The following is a 16,067-nucleotide window of genomic DNA, read 5'->3' on the forward strand; positions in this document are numbered from 1 at the left end:
TTCGTCTTTTTATTATTCGAAAAAAAAATTCGAAAGAAGTGTCCGTGAACTGCGACATTCCGCTCGGAACGGTTAAAAGTAGGGGTAGGCTAGCCATGAAAGCACTGAAGTTGCAGCTTGAAGATATCGGAGAGGAGGGGCTCCTTCACGCTCTTCCTTATCTAGCCAAGCGCACGAAGGACATCATCGATTTTCAGGCTATGGGCGAGGACGCCGTAATTCATCCAGCTCAGAAAATCAACCTCGAATACACGGTTATGACGTACTGCGGGAAGCGATTGCCAATGTGGCGTCGCGTAAAGATTCCTTTTCTCTTGTTCTGAAATTTCAAAAGTGACGAACACATTATCGGCATCGATTTGCGCGAGCAATTCTGGTGTTAGCACGGCTGTCCTTGTGCTCTTTGTCAATTGCTTTACAAGCGGATGAGGCGTCATTCCCAGGTCACTATAGAGAACAGGCCCCGTGTATCCCTTATCCGGACCGCCGTACAGCAATATTCCATTGGCTTGAATTCGCAGAAAAACGGTGGTTTGATGATGAATCGGGCGAAGCTTTTTCCGAGCAGCTTCTGCTTTTTTTTCATACTTCGCTATAATATCAACGACTTTTACGTTTTTTCCTCTCCCAATTAGATCTGCCATGATTCGCAAAGTCTCCTGCCAATCTTCCCCCTCATTGGACATTTTGTAGAGCGGAGCCTGTTCCTCCAAGAGATGATGGTCCCATTTATCTGGAAAGCCGTTGTCTACCAAAATAAAGTCCGGCTTTATCGGCAGCTGAGCAGCATATTTATCGGAAATCTCAATTGCAGGAATATGCTCAAGCCCCAAATACGACTGTTTTCCCCAATTCGTTATGGAGCACTGCAGGATAGGCGTAACGCCAAGCGTTACCAGAAAATCTTCAAGAAACGGTGCGAATACACGAATCTCCTCTCGGTAATGTCTTCGGTATTGCCCTGGCGATATGCCGACTGTCTTCTTGAAGCGGCGGTTAAAATAAAACTCATCGCCAAATCCGGCGTTCTGTGCAATATCGGACAAACGATCATCGGTTGCTTGCAGCAGGTGCTTCGCTTGATTAATTCGAATGCCGGATAAGTACTGCAGCGGCACCTGACCCGTTATCTCTTTGAACAAACGCGAATAGTGTGTGCGGCCAACATCGGTCAAATTCGCCAGCTGGCCCACCGACCATTCGTTGCGATAGTCATGGTATAGCCGATCAATTGTAGCTTCAACCGCTTTCCGACTACTCTGGGCATGAGAAATGGTCAGATTGTGCTTGAGAATATGTCGGAGCAATTGTTGAAAACATATTTGTTGATCCAAATCGTCCAGCTCATCACTAGTGTCTGATAAGCTAAAGCTATGTAGCCTCTCAACCCACTCCAAGCATTGGGAAAATGGGTGGCACACCACTTCTCCTGTACATGGAAATGAAGTACTCCAATCGCTATCCGATGCGGCCCGAGCATCTTTTCCAATGTAAAGAATCTCAAAGCTTAGTTCATAATGAATGAGTCCGCTGCTGCCAACTTCATTTGTAATGGTTGCCCCTGGCTCGGAAATAAAACATTTGCCGCGCTCGAGCTGATAACCACATCCATCAAGAACGAGGCGCCCTCCTCCGTCCATAATGACAAACAATCGATAGCAATCATTTTTTCTCGCTTTTTGTTGTTCATGAGGTTCAGATTCCTTATATTTCACTCCGGTTAAGCGATAGATTTTGCTTGGAGATGTATTCGTATTGGCGTTTGTCTCTTGCATAGATTCATAAGCCCTCCTTTCCGTGAGAATGATTATCAATAAAATCACTATAAACGATAAAGAAGAGCACTTCAACTGTTCGTTGAAATGCTCTTCCGATAAAATTGTAATCGCAGCGCGAATGTTACTTCAGCAGCACTTTTTCCAAATCTTTAATTTTGAGTTGGTTAGCCGTGAAAGCACCCGTCTGCCAATAGGTCCGATCCACTTGATAAACATTTCCTTTCTTTATAGCAGGGACGCTTTGCCAAATCGGACTATCGAATAGATTTTTAATGGATTCTTGATTTTCGGCCGATGACCAAGATCCATTTGAAGTTAAAATAATGATATGGTCTGCATTAAGATCAGGAAGCTTCTCCATGGAGATCGTTTCAATAAAGGCTTCCATATCCGCAACCATCTTTGGCGGAGTTAAGCCTAATTCTTTGTAAAGGATAGAACCAATAAATTTGTTCTTAATTCCAAGAAGATTGAGGTCAGTCTCGCCGATATTAAGTCGCAACACAGCAACAGATTCTTCTCCAATTGCTGCTTTCAGCTTGCTTTTTGTATCCGCGATTTGCTGCTCGTAGTCCTTCACCAGCTTCTCGGCTTTCTCTTGTTCACCAATTAGATCAGCAATCTTAAGAAGAATATCGGAGGAGCTGCTCATCAAAATGTCGTCAGGCATCCGAAAGGTTGGTGCTACCTTAGAGTATTTTTCATAGATCGCTTCATCTACAAAACCATCTGTAATAATAAGATCTGGTTCCGCATCCAGCAGTGCTTCAATGCTTCCTGTTATATCAAATGGAGGAACGTCTAAATTCAAATATTCCTGTTTGCCCCACATCGGATGGTACCACTGTACAACAGGCTCCACGCCAAGAGTGACTAAATAATCCTCCAAATAAATAGCAGCTATTCGCTTTGGTTTAACCGGAATTTCAACGTCACCAAAAAAATCCTTCACTACGCGTGTTTCATTCTCATTCGTTTTCACTTCTTTATCATTCTCTGCGGCTTTGTCTGTTTGCGTATTCACAGCATTTCCTTTGTTCGCTGCTTCTTCCTTCTCTTCTTGCGGTGTGCTGCATCCTGTGAGTGCGATGAAAACAATCAGTAGAGAAATGAGACCCCTTACGATAATGCTGCGTGAACCTGTATGCCGAAACATATTTTACCCACTCCTGTATATGTATTGTCGTAACGAAATGTTTTCATTGATTATCATTCTCATTTCGTTCATGAGCAATTATATCATTATGGTTTTGGGATACAATGTCCATTCTCATGCGAGTTTTTTATCCAAACATGAGATAACGAACACGATTCAATCCTAAAAAACATGTCATCTTTATATAAAAAAACAACCGCCTCTAGGCAAAATGTTTCGCCCAAAGCCGATTGTTTGTCGCAAATAATCATTATTTTACCGCACCAGCAGTTATTCCAGCTACAATATATCTTTGAAAAAAAGCATAGACGAGTACAACAGGCACCATTGAAATTAACAGTCCAGCGAACAATGGCCCCCATTCGGTTCGGTACTGCATCTCCCCCTGCATGATCGCAATTCCAACAGGCAGTGTGTACTTGGAAGGCTCATTCACGAAGATCGTCCCCATAATGTACTCATTCCAATTGTTCAAAGCGTTCATAATCAAAATGGGAATCATACCGGATCGAGCCATCGGCAGCATAATTTGAAAAAAGGTTCTAAAATACCCCGCCCCGTCAATATAGGAGGCTTCCTCCAATTCCTTCGGCAGCGATTTGAAAAAACTGACCAACACAAAAACGCCAAACGGCAATGACCACGCTGTATATACAAGTACTAATCCGTTTAGTTTATTAATTAAGTACAAATCGTTTAGGAGAAAGAACAACGGTACCAGCCCCAAAATAAGAGGGATCATCATTGAGGACAAATAGATCATATACATCAACTGGCTGCCGCTGAACTTGAAACGTGCTATAACATAGGCAGTTGTAGCCGATAACAAAATGGATAAACATGAGCTCATTAAAGTAATGTATACGGAATTCAAAAAATAGTCGCCAAAATGATAGGTTTTCCACACATAAGAAAAGTTGCTCCAGTAAAGCGGAAATTCAGGCAGTGACCAAGGTTTGTTCGTTAAAAATTGCGTATTATTTTTTAAAGCGCTTAGCAATGTCCAAAGCAGCGGATAAAGCACAGCCGAGGTCCACAGAAGAAGAACGAGGATGGCTGCTGTCCTAAATATTCGTGAAGGCTGACTGAAGCTCATACATGCATCTCCTCTATGAAAATTCAATGCTATCGCGTCGAAGCACTCGCTGCAAGACTAGCGTTGTTGCTAGAGATAAGATCAAGATCAATACACCAAGTGCTGCAGCGTAACCCATATGAAATTGACGGAATCCCATTTGGTACAAATAGGAACCTAGCACTTGCGTTGAATTATCTGGTCCTCCTTCCGTCATCAATAAAACCATCACGAAGGAGCCGTTTAAAGTCGTCATCACAATATGAAGAATGCTGACCTTAACCTGCTCCCAGATCAAGGGAAGCGTAATCCTCCAAAACTGTCGATTAGGCGAGGCTCCATCCATTTCAGCCGCCTCGTACAAAGAAGCAGGTATGCTAAGAATGCTGGCAACGAGCAGGAGAAAATAAAATCCTACCCCAGCCCAAATCGAGGGCCATAAGATCGACCACAATGCCGTTCCTTCTTCCCCTAGCCAAGGCCTATTGTTATGGGCATTCGTGAATATCCCAAGAAACGAATTCAGAAAGCCGATGCTCGGATTATAAACAAATCGCCATAACACACCTATAACCACAATTGAGATCAAATTCGGAAGAAAAAAGACTAATCTAAAAAACTGCTGCCCCCGCACTCTGAGCCTAGTAACTGCAACTGCGAAGAAAGTAGCTAACAGAATGATTCCAATTACTTTCCCAATGACTAGAAAATAATCGTTGCCAATCGCTCTCCATACGATCGGATCCTGAATCAGAGCCTTAAAGTTGTCCAAACCAATATAAGTCATGTGCTCAGAGCTGCCAGACCAGTCAAACAAAGAGATGTATATGCCTTTGGAAATGGGAAACAGTGTAAAAAGGCAGAAGAAGAGAAACGTTGGAATAAGGAATGTAATAATGAATAGCTTTCTTTGTGCTTGACGCGACATTGACGCTCATCCTTTACCTGAAATAACTAGATTGCAAGTGGCTTACTTTCTAGCCTTGGCTGCTGCTGCCTCAACCCGCTCCGTCCACTCTTCCGGTGTGATTTTGTTGATCGTCAAAGCTATCGTTGCATCACTCATCACCTTGAATACATCAGCATTAAACACAACTACAGGTGCGACAATCGTATTGTCGCTATTGTAATATTTCATAGCATTTTTGGCCGTATCCCCAGCATTGGAAGATTCCAAATCTACTTTCACGTTCATGAGAGCACCGGTTTTCTCCGCCCAGTTCAACGACGCTTTTTTGGTGAAAATAAATTCGATGAACGCTTTGGCAGCTTCAGGATTTTTCGCTTTTTTGGCAATCGCCATCGTACTTGTGTACGGCAACGCTATGAATTTCCCGCCCTTCGCTTGGGTTATTGAAGGAACGAACCCATACTTAAAATCTGTCGGCGCATCATTTTTCATTTCGCTTTCCAGCCATAGCCCATTCGGAATCATAGCAGCCTTGTGCTGTAGAAATTGCATCTGCGAATCTGTATGGTTAAGCGCAGGAGCACCTTTATCAATTAGACCCTTAGCGGAAATCTCGCTTAATTGACGAAGCGCTTTAAGAACGGGCTCGCTTTTGAAAATACCTTCTTTCATGTCACCCATGTCTTTCAGAATTTGCCCATTATCACCGTTCGCCGATATAATCGCTGGATATACGAAGCCGCCAAGAATGTAATCCGGATATACGCCTGTATGAATATAGGGACTAATACCAGCAGCTTTTATTTTCTCACTTACCTCCAAGAAACGATCAAAGTCTGTAGGAACAGCCCATCCATTTTTCTCAAACAACGCTGCATCGTAGAATGTGCCATATGAGCCGAATACAAGCGGAATATTATAGGTTTTGCCGCCGTATTGCTCAGGACTTGCGATCATAACATCAGTAATTTTCTCTCCGTCTACGTTGCTCGCTTCTTGAATCCAATCCGATAGATCCAGAAGCTGGTCGTCTTCTACCATCTGCCTCGGATTTGATCCAGCTCCATCTATGTAAACAAGATCTGGGGGATTGCCTTGAATCCATCTCGGTTTCATTTGATCGTTAATTTTGGGGCCAGCCGATTGCTTGATTTTCAGATCAGGAYTTAGCTTCTGGAATTGATCAATAACATCAATCCACCACGCATCCCCATAACCCCCGACAAAATATTGGATTTCAAACTCTCCTTTAAGTCCATTAGCCACTTCGGATTGCGTGTCAGAAGCTGCTGGCTTTTCCGCCTCAGCACTCCCATTATTTGAACCGCAAGCAGCAACGATAAATAATATCATGATGAGCAGTGTTACAAATACCGGCCTTTTCATGTTCATAATCAATCTCTCCTTTTGTCATTGCTCCCTTTTGAAAATGATCCTCCGCAACAGATTTCGTCACGGAGGATCATACTGCCATTAATTCAAATACAATCTATTTTGCGGGATGATTTGTTTCGCTTGAAGCGGACTCGACCAAGACAACTTAGCGATGGCGTCTTCCGTATTGTCGTAGTATTCAAGCTTAATATCGTACTTCTGCCCCGCTGTTAATTGAATCGTTCCAGACCATTCCGTCGTAGCCTGATCCACCCACTTATTAATGATGAGCTGATTGTTCACCCAGAGCCGAACCCCATCATCGCTACTCGTATAAAAAGTATAGGTTCCTGTGTATTGAGGCTTCACTTTGCCCGTCCATCTTACGGAGAAGGTATCTGCATCCATACTGGTCATAGGAGCCCCTAAACCCCAATCGAAGTTCACGGTTGCATCGGTTCTAGTCGCTTTTAACGAGGTGAAATCCATGTTGTTGAAGTAATTGGCAGTAAGCCCCGTGCCTTCTGCTTCTCCCGGAGGAAGATCGCTTGCTGGCGTAAATTTGATCCAATCGTAATACGCCCGAATCGGCGTGCCTGGATAGACGAACGGCCCGGTCCAGACTTCAGCAGGCCCTGCGCCTGACCATAAATTGGCCATAATATGACCTGGACTTGTAGGAAGCGTACCACGCGAGCCGTTCTCCGTATGCACCAAATTACCATCAACGAACCACTTGATATACGTAGGAGACCATTCGAAGGCATAGTTATGGAAGGCCAAGGAAGAGTCGAATCCAAGATCGATAATCGTGCTATGCTGGCCTACGCCGTTTGTGAAGTAGTTCGCTTCCAGCTTAGTCGTATCCTTGCCTAATATTTCAATGTCAATTTCATCGTTTGACGTGTTTGTCGCTTGGCCCGAATACGTAAAGAGTGCTGTCACAAGCCCTGTACCCTTAGCCGCTTTAATGCGCGCTTCGACACGACCGTATCCATATTTCACATTCGTTGCATATTCGCCGGAAGCATAATTTTTGCCTGCGCAATTGGCAGGGCAACCCGTATTGTCCAAACGAAGCGCCATAATTCCATTACTAAACTCTTGATTCGCTGCCCGCCAGCCAACGCCAAAGTCCACTCCGTTGCCCCAGCCATCCGACGTGTAGAACAAATTATTGTTAATCCCATTCAACGGTTCATCAAACGCAATATCAGCAGCAGAAGTAACAGTCGGCATCATTAAAGAGAGAAGCAGCATACAGGATAAGAGCCATACCATCATTCTTTTTTTGCTATTGCTTGCCTTGTTCATCATTACACACCTCTTTCTCAGATTGGTATTGCGAAAAAAAGTGGTAAACAGGCTTTCAATTTACTCATTTCCTCTGCTAATGCTTACTTTTCCATCCTTCCGAATGACGTCAGCACCAATCGCATCCGTTAAAACAAGCAGCGGTACGTAAGCATGGCCATTATTCAGGATGACTGGATTTTTCATCATCGTTTTTATCCCATTAATAAAAGCAACGTTCGAATTCACCTTAAATATCAATTCGGATTTGGACAATTTGTCATTGACGATGATTTCTTGTTTAGCTGTATTCCATTTCACCGTTGCATATAAACTTTCCATAACAAAACGAAGCGGTGCCATTTCTGTTTGYCCGATTTTGAATACTTTTAGTTCTCGTGCATCTTCAACTAGCAGATCTACTGATTTCCCTTGTTTTACAGGTGTTGAAGGATCTACATTAGTTTCAGGCTGCTGCTTTGGCAGCGTATAAGCTATTCGATCCACCTCAGCGATCTGGGTTTTACCTGGATACACATACTCGTTCGCCCAGCCATTGGTTTTGGTAGCCGGCCACATGTTCACAATCATATAGCCAGGTGCTGAAGGGAGCTCTCCTCTCGAGCCGGTTTCCGTATGAACGAGCTTGCCGTCTACATACCACTTGATGGAATCCGGCGCCCACTCAAAGGCGTAATCATGGAAATCATCCGCTGCATCAAACCCTAGAGGAATGATCGTCGAATGCATGCCAACACCTTTTGTAAAATAATTCGTTTCGAACTGCGTCGTGTTTTTACCTAAAATCTCAATATCGATCTCGTCAGCCTTACCGTCTGAATCAGCGCCATAGGTGAAAAACCCGGTTACGACTCCATCGCCTTTAACCGCTTTCATTCGAACCTCAAACTTACCGTATCCGTAACGCTGTGTTGTAGAATATTCCCCTGAAGCATACGGTTTATCGGAGCATTGCGCTTTATCCTGTGCACACGGCTTGTCGTCAATCAACAATTTCAATTTCCCGTCTTCAAAGATGACATGATCATCTCTCCAGCCGCTCAGAAAGGTTCCGCCATTGGACCATCCGTTAGAAGCATACCAGCGATCCGTATCCTTCTGGTCCAGCAAATCTATAAATGTTTTACCTAAAGCTTCTGGTGCTTCAGCTTCCTCTGCCATAGCAGCAACCGGCATTGAGCAGAGCATAACAGCGACTATGAATGTTAGCAGCGTGGATTTAAGATTTTGTTTCACAAATGAGCCTCCCATAGTAAATTGTGCTTTTCTCCATTTTTACCTCTCCTAATTGCCGTTACCTGAGGCCCCACCTCCCAACGTAAAAGCTTAGTTTTACTTCGTTAAGTAGATGAAAAACATTCTTTACATTCGTGTCATTCCCACAGTTAGCATTTTGCAATAATAAGTTCTTTACGGTTAAATTTTACAAATAAAAAATAGGCTTTTCTCCTCCTTAACGATTATAAAATGGCACTATCCAACTGTTATTTGGCATAGGTCCAGATGAAGCGTAGTTTTTAGGCATAAAAAAAACCGTTCGAGTGCTGAGCTCGACGGTTTAATATTCATATAGACTTTTGCTAAGAGAACAAAAGCATTCACTGCACACTTATTTCATTGCTGCTATCCTCTGCCTTCTTAACAGGTAAAGCCATATAAATAGCAACAGCATAAAATATTATTCCTATAATCATGAACAAAATGCTGATAACATGAGGTGCTGTCATCATCGTCTCATCCATAGCTATTGCGAATTTACCGGGCGGATCACTCCATCCCGTCATTTTTCCAGCAAAATTAGCAATGGCTAGATATACAATACCAAATAGTAGAGTTCCAGATAGAAGGAATGTTGATCCCGCTATTAAACATATTTTTTTCATATATGATAACCTCCCGATCTGTTATGAAAAAAAGGAGAACCGCTCCAATCAAGCGAAGATCAGAATCAGATCTCTTTTCCATTTTACCATATATCGGAAGTTTATCCAAAGATCAATGCATAGATCATTTATAATTTATACTTTTATAACAACGAGCTATTCTTGCTTAACCTTTTAGCCTATTCTGCATAAATACAACTTCATCAGCTAACTTCTCGATACGCGCAATGATGTCCTCATTTGCAATTTGCTGCTGCTCATCAAAATGTTCATCATGAATATAAACATGGCCCGGTGCTACATAAGCTCTAAAATAACCAGCTATCGGCTTCAGCTGATTTTCAACTACGAGGTAATGATGACTGGTTCCTCCAGTAGCGATAAATCCCATTACTTTGTTCGATATTTTGGGAACGGGAACGAGATCAAATAGATTTTTTAATACGCCGGTAATCGACGACTGAAAAATCGGTGTGCCGATAATATAGAAATCAGCAGTTGTTATCATCTCAATTACCTTTTGTGTATCTTCATTGTAGTCGGATATATTGCTTCCATCGCAAAATTGTACGTTTTTGTAATGCCGCATATCCAGAAAATCGACTTCAATATCCGGATATTTGTTCCGGACAACGTCTAAGCTCGCATCTACAGCCGCAGCTGTTTTTGATCCCAAAATAGTACCTGAAATGCCCAACAATTTCATCCTTTTCACGCTCCCGCAAATTTTAGATTGATTTTTATTCCGTTTTTGATTAGACACTTTTTAAACTATAATGTATATTATATTGAGGTCATTTGTTCTTTGTCAATGACCATATCCACAGCGTTGACATGATCTAACAGATAAGATACATTTATTATATATTTTAATATACTATATATAAATAAAAAGGGAGAGAACCTTTCGTGAGCAATGAACAACCAGATCTATTTACAGATATAACGATTATTGGCGGCGGTCCAACAGGGATGTTCGCTGCGTTTTATGCTGGGATGCGGCATGCAAGCGTGAAAATTTTGGACAGTATGCCTCAGCTCGGCGGGCAGTTGGCCGCTCTATACCCTGAGAAATATATATATGATGTTGCTGGATTCCCTAAGGTGACAGCCCAGCAGCTTATTCATAATTTACAAGAACAAATGAATCATTTCCCTGTGCAGGTTTGCCTGGAAGAAAAGGTTCAGCAAGTAATTAAGAAGGACGAGCATCATTTTGAAATCGTAACCGATAAAGGAATACACTATAGTAAATCTGTCATTATTACCGGCGGCATAGGCGCATTTGAGCCGCGTCGATTAGAGCTTCCAGAAGCCAAACCTTTCGAAAACACAAACTTGCAGTATTTTATAAGTGACTTAAGTCAGTATAGCGGCAAAAGGGTAATCATTAACGGAGGCGGCGATTCCGCGGTCGACTGGGCGCTTATGCTTGAACCGATTGCTGAAGAGGTTACGCTCATTCATAGGCGGGACAAGTTCCGCGCTCACGAGCACAGCGTCGAAAATCTTCTAAAATCGAAAGTGAATGTCATTACACCAGCAGAGATTACAGAGCTGCACGGGGATGAACAGATCGAGAAAATAACGATTACGTTTGGCAAAACAGGAGAAACACGCGAACTCGCATGCGACGCGCTCATCGTTAATTTTGGTTTTGTTTCCTCGCTTGGTCCCATTTTGGAATGGGGATTAGAAGTGGAGAACGGCTCTATCGTTGTTGATACTCGAATGGAAACGAATATTAAAGGGATCTTTGCAGCTGGAGACATTACAAGCTATCCCGGCAAAATAAAGCTTATTGCAGTTGGTTTCGGAGAAGCTCCTACTGCCATTAATAACGCTAAGGTTTATTTGGACCCTACCGCTAAACTCTCGCCCGGCCACAGCAGTAATCTGAAGCTTTAACCACAGAAAAAACAAGAACAGTGAGATATAAATGCTACCTCACTGTTCTTGTTTTTGTCTCTTTTTTATGGAATAGGTACATCTTTGTCCGCCTTTGGCAAGACACTCGGATCTCGAAACCTCTACATCGCCCAGCATCGTTTCAAACAGCTTCAATTCACATTGGCAGGCATGCTGATATTTGGTCGCTACTTGCTCAATTGGGCAATTATTTTCTTTCAAAATAAATTGTTCATTGTTGATCTTTTCCCATTCCACCATATATCCATTCTCGTTCTGAATTTCTGCGAGTGCCTTCACTCTATCCTCAAGCTCTTTGCTTTGCATGCTCGATTCGTATTTTTTAGTCATTTTGTTTTTGCGGCCTTCAAATAACGAATCTACCGCCGACGGGCCAAGCTGATCGGTAAGCTCATCCAATAATTCAAGCGTTAAGGTATGATATTTGCGCGGGAAAAATCCGTCTGCTTGCTCCGTTAAACAATAAACCGCTGTTGGTCTGCCCATCGCTTGTCTGATGGTTTTCGATGAGATAAGATTATCCCTCTCCAGCGATTGAATATGACGTCTAACGGCCATTACCGTAATTCCCAGCTCTTCCGTAAGGTCCTTTGTACTTAAATTACCCTTCGTCTTCAGCAGTTGAAGAATATATTCTCTTGTAGAAAGCTGTCCTTGATCTATGTTGGTCATTCCTAATCACCTTCCGATAATTGTCATATGAAATATTTCATGTCTGAAATGAATACTGCAATAATAACATTTTCTAAAATCAATGTCTCCACTCTGCAATAATTCATCCTGCTATTCATCTTCATTTATCGGAATGGATCATCAAAATTAGATTTGATCTTTTATATACTATTATATATAATAAATTTAATAATTCAACTCCATCCTTTTTTCCAATTCTAAGCGAGGTGCATACATGATGATAGAAATAAGCGAAAAAGCAGAGTCCATTATTAATCAGATGGTTATCGATTCAGGAAATGATCGTACGTTTTTGCGAGTAGGTGTTGAAGATGGCGGCTGCAGCGGATTATCCTATAACATCAAATTGGATGATACCACTACAAACGATGACCGCTCCTTGCAAACGGATCATATCAACGTGGTGTGGAACACTCAGAGCGAGCCTTATTTGGCGGGGGTGAAAATTGATTATGTGGAGCAAGGCATGACTGGCGGCTTCACGATTGATAATCCCAATGCTAAAGCAACCTGCGGCTGCGGAGCTAGCTTTCGTACGGCGACCTTCAAAGGCAAACGCGAAAAATGCGATGAATAACCCTCTCCTCCCATTCGGAACGAGGCATTTTTTTATCACACTTATTATACATTTATATTGACTAAGTATGAAATATCAATTAAGCTGTAAGTATAACTTACCAAATCAACTTATGGAGGAATGAACCATGTCACATCAATTACCTGAACTGCCTTATGCAAACAATGCTTTGGAACCGCATATCGACGAGCAAACGATGATGATTCATCATGACCGCCATCATAATACGTATGTAACAAACTTAAACTCCGCTTTGGCGAACTATCCTGAGCTTCAGCAAAAAGGCTTAAATGAGCTGCTTCAAGATTTAAAAAGCGTCCCTTTAGATATTCGGACAGCCGTACAGAACAATGGAGGCGGACACGCCAACCACTCTTTATTTTGGGAATCGATTGGACCGAGTGGCGGAGGATTGCCTGCTGGTCATTTGGCAGATGCTATCGATAAAGAATTAGGCGGCTTCGACTCGTTTAAGGAGCAGTTTACGAAAGCAGCTACAACTCGTTTCGGCAGCGGGTGGGCGTGGTTAAGCGTAGATCATAAAGGCCATTTGTTCGTTTCGAGCACGCCTAATCAAGATAGTCCGCTTATGGATAATCTGACTCCCATTTTAGGACTCGATGTTTGGGAGCATGCTTATTATCTGAACTACCAAAACAAACGCCCTGATTATATTTCAGCATTCTGGAATATCGTGTTATGGGATGTTGTAGCAAAACGATACGAAGCGGCTATAAAATAAGATGACAACGGATTATAAAAAGCTAGGCTGCTGCATGGCAACCTAGCTTTTGTCATGCTTATGGCGACTCCAAAATGCTGCCGTCACTGCCGTCGTCAACCTTTGATTCTACGCTTGTCATTGATTTCATTAACTCCGTTACGGTCACGAATTGAAAACCCCGTTTATCCAGCTCGTACAGTATTGTCTCCAAGGCTTTGACTGTCTGCTGAGAACCAGGAATGTAATCATGCAGCAATACAATGTCTCCGTTTCTTGCGTTATTCAAAACTTTGTTTACAATTTTGTTCACGCCAGGGCTTCGCCAATCATTTGTGTCTTGATGCCATGACCACAAAATCGTTGTGTAACCTAATGTTTTCGCAACCTGAATTGAATTTTCATTGTAATAGCCTCCGGGCGGGCGAAATAAAAGCGGCTTTTTCCCCGTCAAGGCTTCTAACGCATTTTCAGTTTTTACAATCTCATCTCGAATAGTCGCTTGGCTTATCGATTTCAAGAAGTAAACATGATTAAACGTATGATTGGCTACCTCATGTCCTTCTGCAATTTCTCGCTTAATTGTTTCCGGGTAAAGCTTCACCTTGTTGCCCAGTACAAAAAATGTTGCTTTCGCATTGTATTTCTGCAACAAATCGAGAATAACTTCCGTTGTTTTCGGATATGGCCCATCATCAAAGGTTAAAGCAATTTTCTTATCCTCCGTAGGAACCTCCCACACAATTTCCCCCCGCTTCTCATAAAAAAAACGGTCCTTTTTAATTGGTGCTGAGAAACCTACCAGAAAAACGAACATGAGCAGCAATAGCAGGCCACGCTTACTAATGGACAACGGTTTTCCTCCTAGCGGCTTATCGATATGTATGACGAGATGGATTCGGCAGCTCCATAAGGAGCTGCCGATATCAAGTCTTATTAACGGAGAGGAGCGGTTATTGCATTGCCAATATCGCGAATCATGATGGTGACGTCATTCGCTAACGTCTTCAATGGATGACCATTAGTCATGCTCGTGTTCATCGTTTGTATTTTCTTATGCATACCTTGATCGGATGTCACATGAATGTTGTACTCAGGGTATTGCCCTTTTAAGGCAGCATGCACTTGTTTCTCAATAATGGCTTTTTTGCCGATGTTATCAACATCTAGGCCTACGATTGCATCTTTATTATGAATGACGACTGTTGCTTTTTTCACACCGCTAACTTGCTTAGCACGGTTAGCTAATTGACCAGCGCTTTTATTATGATCCATTCCGAGGCGATGTACCGTTCCATCGGTGCCATTCATACGATTTGTGCCATTGAGACTGTTGATTCCATTCATTCCATCACCGTCAATACCATAGGTGCGATTAGCACTATAAGGATTGGCGCTGTATGAATTGTTATTATTCACTAAAGGATCGACACCATATGCTCTATTATCCAAATTGTTATATCTTCTATCCGTCATATTAGTGCCGTGAGGAACCATTTTTGATTCAATACGATTCATGTCGTTTTTAACTCTCATTGATTTTTGGTTCACCGTATGGTTTTGACCACATGCCGATATCGAAAATCCAATAGCAAGCACCATAACTGAAGTAAGAACCGGTTTTAAATGTTTTTTCACTACATAACACCTCCTGTTTAATGATAATAAGTTGTGCTAAATGTGATCATTCATACATGGAAAAAATATTTCAAGCAACAACGGCATTTAAGATAACCTTTTTATTCGTTTATATAGCACCTCAGGCGTAATATCGGGACTGCCTGCATTAATGCGCGGTATTTCCAATTTATTAATCCCTTTTTTGGCCAAGCCAGGTTTTGTTGTATAGCCATAACTAACGCCTGCCCCCAGCATCGTTGGAAACAAAGTCTTAGAATAGATGCCAAAAGGATAGCTGATCGAATCCGGATTTTTCACTCCTGCTTTTTTCAGCAGATTCACGCATGTTTGAGTGTCCTGCTTAACGCGTGACTTATGAAGCTCTAGTGCATTTTTCCCGCCGGCTTTTTTATTTACATAAGTTAATGCGCTTTTCTCCCCAACCTTCTGATGCAATTGATTGGTATGGCATTGAAAATCGATACTTGTTGATTTGGCCATCATTTGTTTTAATTGCGCGTAAGACAAATGCGGTATCGTCTTAGATGGCTTCTCTAAATAGCTTGTAATCGTAAAATTAACTGCTGGAATGGATAATTCTTTTAGGATCGGATAAGCCACTTTGTAAAAACTTTCATATCCGTCATCAAATGTGATCAATACGGCATTGCTCGGTACGGCGCCGCCAGCCAAAAAATGACGAAAGTCCTCCAGTCTAATGAACTGGTAGCCCTTGCTCCTTAAATAAATTAGCTGATCCCGAAAGAGCATCGATGAAATCGTCGAAGAGCTTGAATCTTTATCGTGAACATGATGATACATTAGAACAGCGACTTTATCCTTATACACACCAGATGAGCTCTTTGCCGAAACAGAGGAGGAACTTATAAGTATTAGAAAAGCCAGACTCAGCATGAAGGTCATTCGAAAAATGATGTTCATTTTGTCGATTTGCTCCTTTCTCATGAACTCAGCTGTTCTCAAATTTTTGCTATATCCTCTGAAGGGTCATAGTCATAAGGTCTGCAAAGCACCAG

The 16,067-nt window shown here is 42.2% G+C and carries 16 protein-coding genes; 3 read left to right on the plus strand and 13 right to left on the minus strand.

Translation table 11 applies throughout. The features are described 5' to 3' along the window. Positions 1-161: 161 nt before the first annotated feature. The 9 genes from AC1DPK_RS00830 to AC1DPK_RS00870 form a co-directional block, all read right to left on the minus strand. A complete protein-coding gene (locus tag AC1DPK_RS00830; protein ID WP_477508973.1) occupies positions 162-1,775 on the minus strand; it encodes a helix-turn-helix domain-containing protein in 1,614 nt (537 codons plus the stop codon). Positions 1,776-1,899: 124 nt separating this feature from the next. Next, positions 1,900-2,934: an ABC transporter substrate-binding protein gene (locus tag AC1DPK_RS00835; protein ID WP_441880258.1), complete on the minus strand. Its 1,035-nt coding sequence runs from the start codon at positions 2,932-2,934 to the stop codon at positions 1,900-1,902. A 250-nt stretch (positions 2,935-3,184) separates the two neighbouring features. Then, positions 3,185-4,030 (minus strand): carbohydrate ABC transporter permease, encoded by an 846-nt coding sequence (locus AC1DPK_RS00840; protein WP_441880257.1) that lies wholly within the window; start codon positions 4,028-4,030, stop codon positions 3,185-3,187. A gap of 13 nt (positions 4,031-4,043) precedes the next feature. Then, the gene (locus AC1DPK_RS00845; protein ID WP_441880255.1) at positions 4,044-4,937 is read right to left on the minus strand and encodes a carbohydrate ABC transporter permease; all 894 of its coding nucleotides are present in this window, start codon (positions 4,935-4,937) and stop codon (positions 4,044-4,046) included. Between the two features lie 42 nt (positions 4,938-4,979). Further along, on the minus strand, positions 4,980-6,311 hold the full coding sequence (locus AC1DPK_RS00850; protein WP_477508974.1) for an ABC transporter substrate-binding protein: 1,332 nt from the start codon (positions 6,309-6,311) through the stop codon (positions 4,980-4,982). A gap of 81 nt (positions 6,312-6,392) precedes the next feature. Further along, positions 6,393-7,610, minus strand: coding sequence for a beta-glucanase (gene bglS, locus AC1DPK_RS00855; RefSeq protein WP_477508975.1), 1,218 nt, complete (start codon positions 7,608-7,610; stop codon positions 6,393-6,395). Between the two features lie 57 nt (positions 7,611-7,667). Then, positions 7,668-8,843 (minus strand): family 16 glycosylhydrolase, encoded by a 1,176-nt coding sequence (locus AC1DPK_RS00860; protein ID WP_477508976.1) that lies wholly within the window; start codon positions 8,841-8,843, stop codon positions 7,668-7,670. 362 nt (positions 8,844-9,205) lie between these two features. Continuing rightward, the gene (locus tag AC1DPK_RS00865) at positions 9,206-9,490 is read right to left on the minus strand and encodes a hypothetical protein (RefSeq protein ID WP_477508977.1); all 285 of its coding nucleotides are present in this window, start codon (positions 9,488-9,490) and stop codon (positions 9,206-9,208) included. A 166-nt stretch (positions 9,491-9,656) separates the two neighbouring features. Then, positions 9,657-10,196, minus strand: coding sequence for an NADPH-dependent FMN reductase (locus AC1DPK_RS00870; protein ID WP_477508978.1), 540 nt, complete (start codon positions 10,194-10,196; stop codon positions 9,657-9,659). Positions 10,197-10,399: 203 nt separating this feature from the next. Between AC1DPK_RS00870 and AC1DPK_RS00875 the strand changes: the two genes are divergently transcribed. Next, positions 10,400-11,398, plus strand: a complete 999-nt coding sequence (locus AC1DPK_RS00875; protein ID WP_477508979.1) for an NAD(P)/FAD-dependent oxidoreductase — start codon at positions 10,400-10,402, stop codon at positions 11,396-11,398. 39 nt (positions 11,399-11,437) lie between these two features. Here the strand turns inward: AC1DPK_RS00875 and AC1DPK_RS00880 are convergent, their stop codons facing one another. Then, positions 11,438-12,091 (minus strand): helix-turn-helix transcriptional regulator, encoded by a 654-nt coding sequence (locus tag AC1DPK_RS00880; RefSeq protein ID WP_477508980.1) that lies wholly within the window; start codon positions 12,089-12,091, stop codon positions 11,438-11,440. 235 nt (positions 12,092-12,326) lie between these two features. Here AC1DPK_RS00880 and AC1DPK_RS00885 point away from each other — a divergent pair, with 235 nt between their 5' ends. After that, the gene (locus AC1DPK_RS00885) at positions 12,327-12,689 is read left to right on the plus strand and encodes a HesB/IscA family protein (protein WP_477508981.1); all 363 of its coding nucleotides are present in this window, start codon (positions 12,327-12,329) and stop codon (positions 12,687-12,689) included. A gap of 127 nt (positions 12,690-12,816) precedes the next feature. After that, entirely contained in the window at positions 12,817-13,431 is a 615-nt protein-coding gene (locus AC1DPK_RS00890; RefSeq protein WP_477508982.1) for a superoxide dismutase, read from the plus strand. A 58-nt stretch (positions 13,432-13,489) separates the two neighbouring features. On the opposite strand, the gene AC1DPK_RS00895 is transcribed toward AC1DPK_RS00890, so the two are convergent. The 3 genes from AC1DPK_RS00895 to AC1DPK_RS00905 all read right to left on the minus strand — a co-directional run bounded on the left by AC1DPK_RS00895 (position 13,490) and on the right by AC1DPK_RS00905 (position 15,972). After that, positions 13,490-14,263, minus strand: a complete 774-nt coding sequence (locus AC1DPK_RS00895) for a polysaccharide deacetylase family protein (RefSeq protein WP_256710856.1) — start codon at positions 14,261-14,263, stop codon at positions 13,490-13,492. Positions 14,264-14,346: 83 nt separating this feature from the next. Next, the gene (locus AC1DPK_RS00900; RefSeq protein WP_477508983.1) at positions 14,347-15,048 is read right to left on the minus strand and encodes a YhcN/YlaJ family sporulation lipoprotein; all 702 of its coding nucleotides are present in this window, start codon (positions 15,046-15,048) and stop codon (positions 14,347-14,349) included. 87 nt (positions 15,049-15,135) lie between these two features. Beyond that, complete coding sequence (locus AC1DPK_RS00905) at positions 15,136-15,972, minus strand: polysaccharide deacetylase family protein (protein ID WP_477508984.1); 837 nt, start codon at positions 15,970-15,972, stop codon at positions 15,136-15,138. Between the last annotated feature and the right edge of the window lie 95 nt (positions 15,973-16,067).

The sequence above is a fragment of the Paenibacillus sp. 01T424 genome (assembly GCF_056398745.1).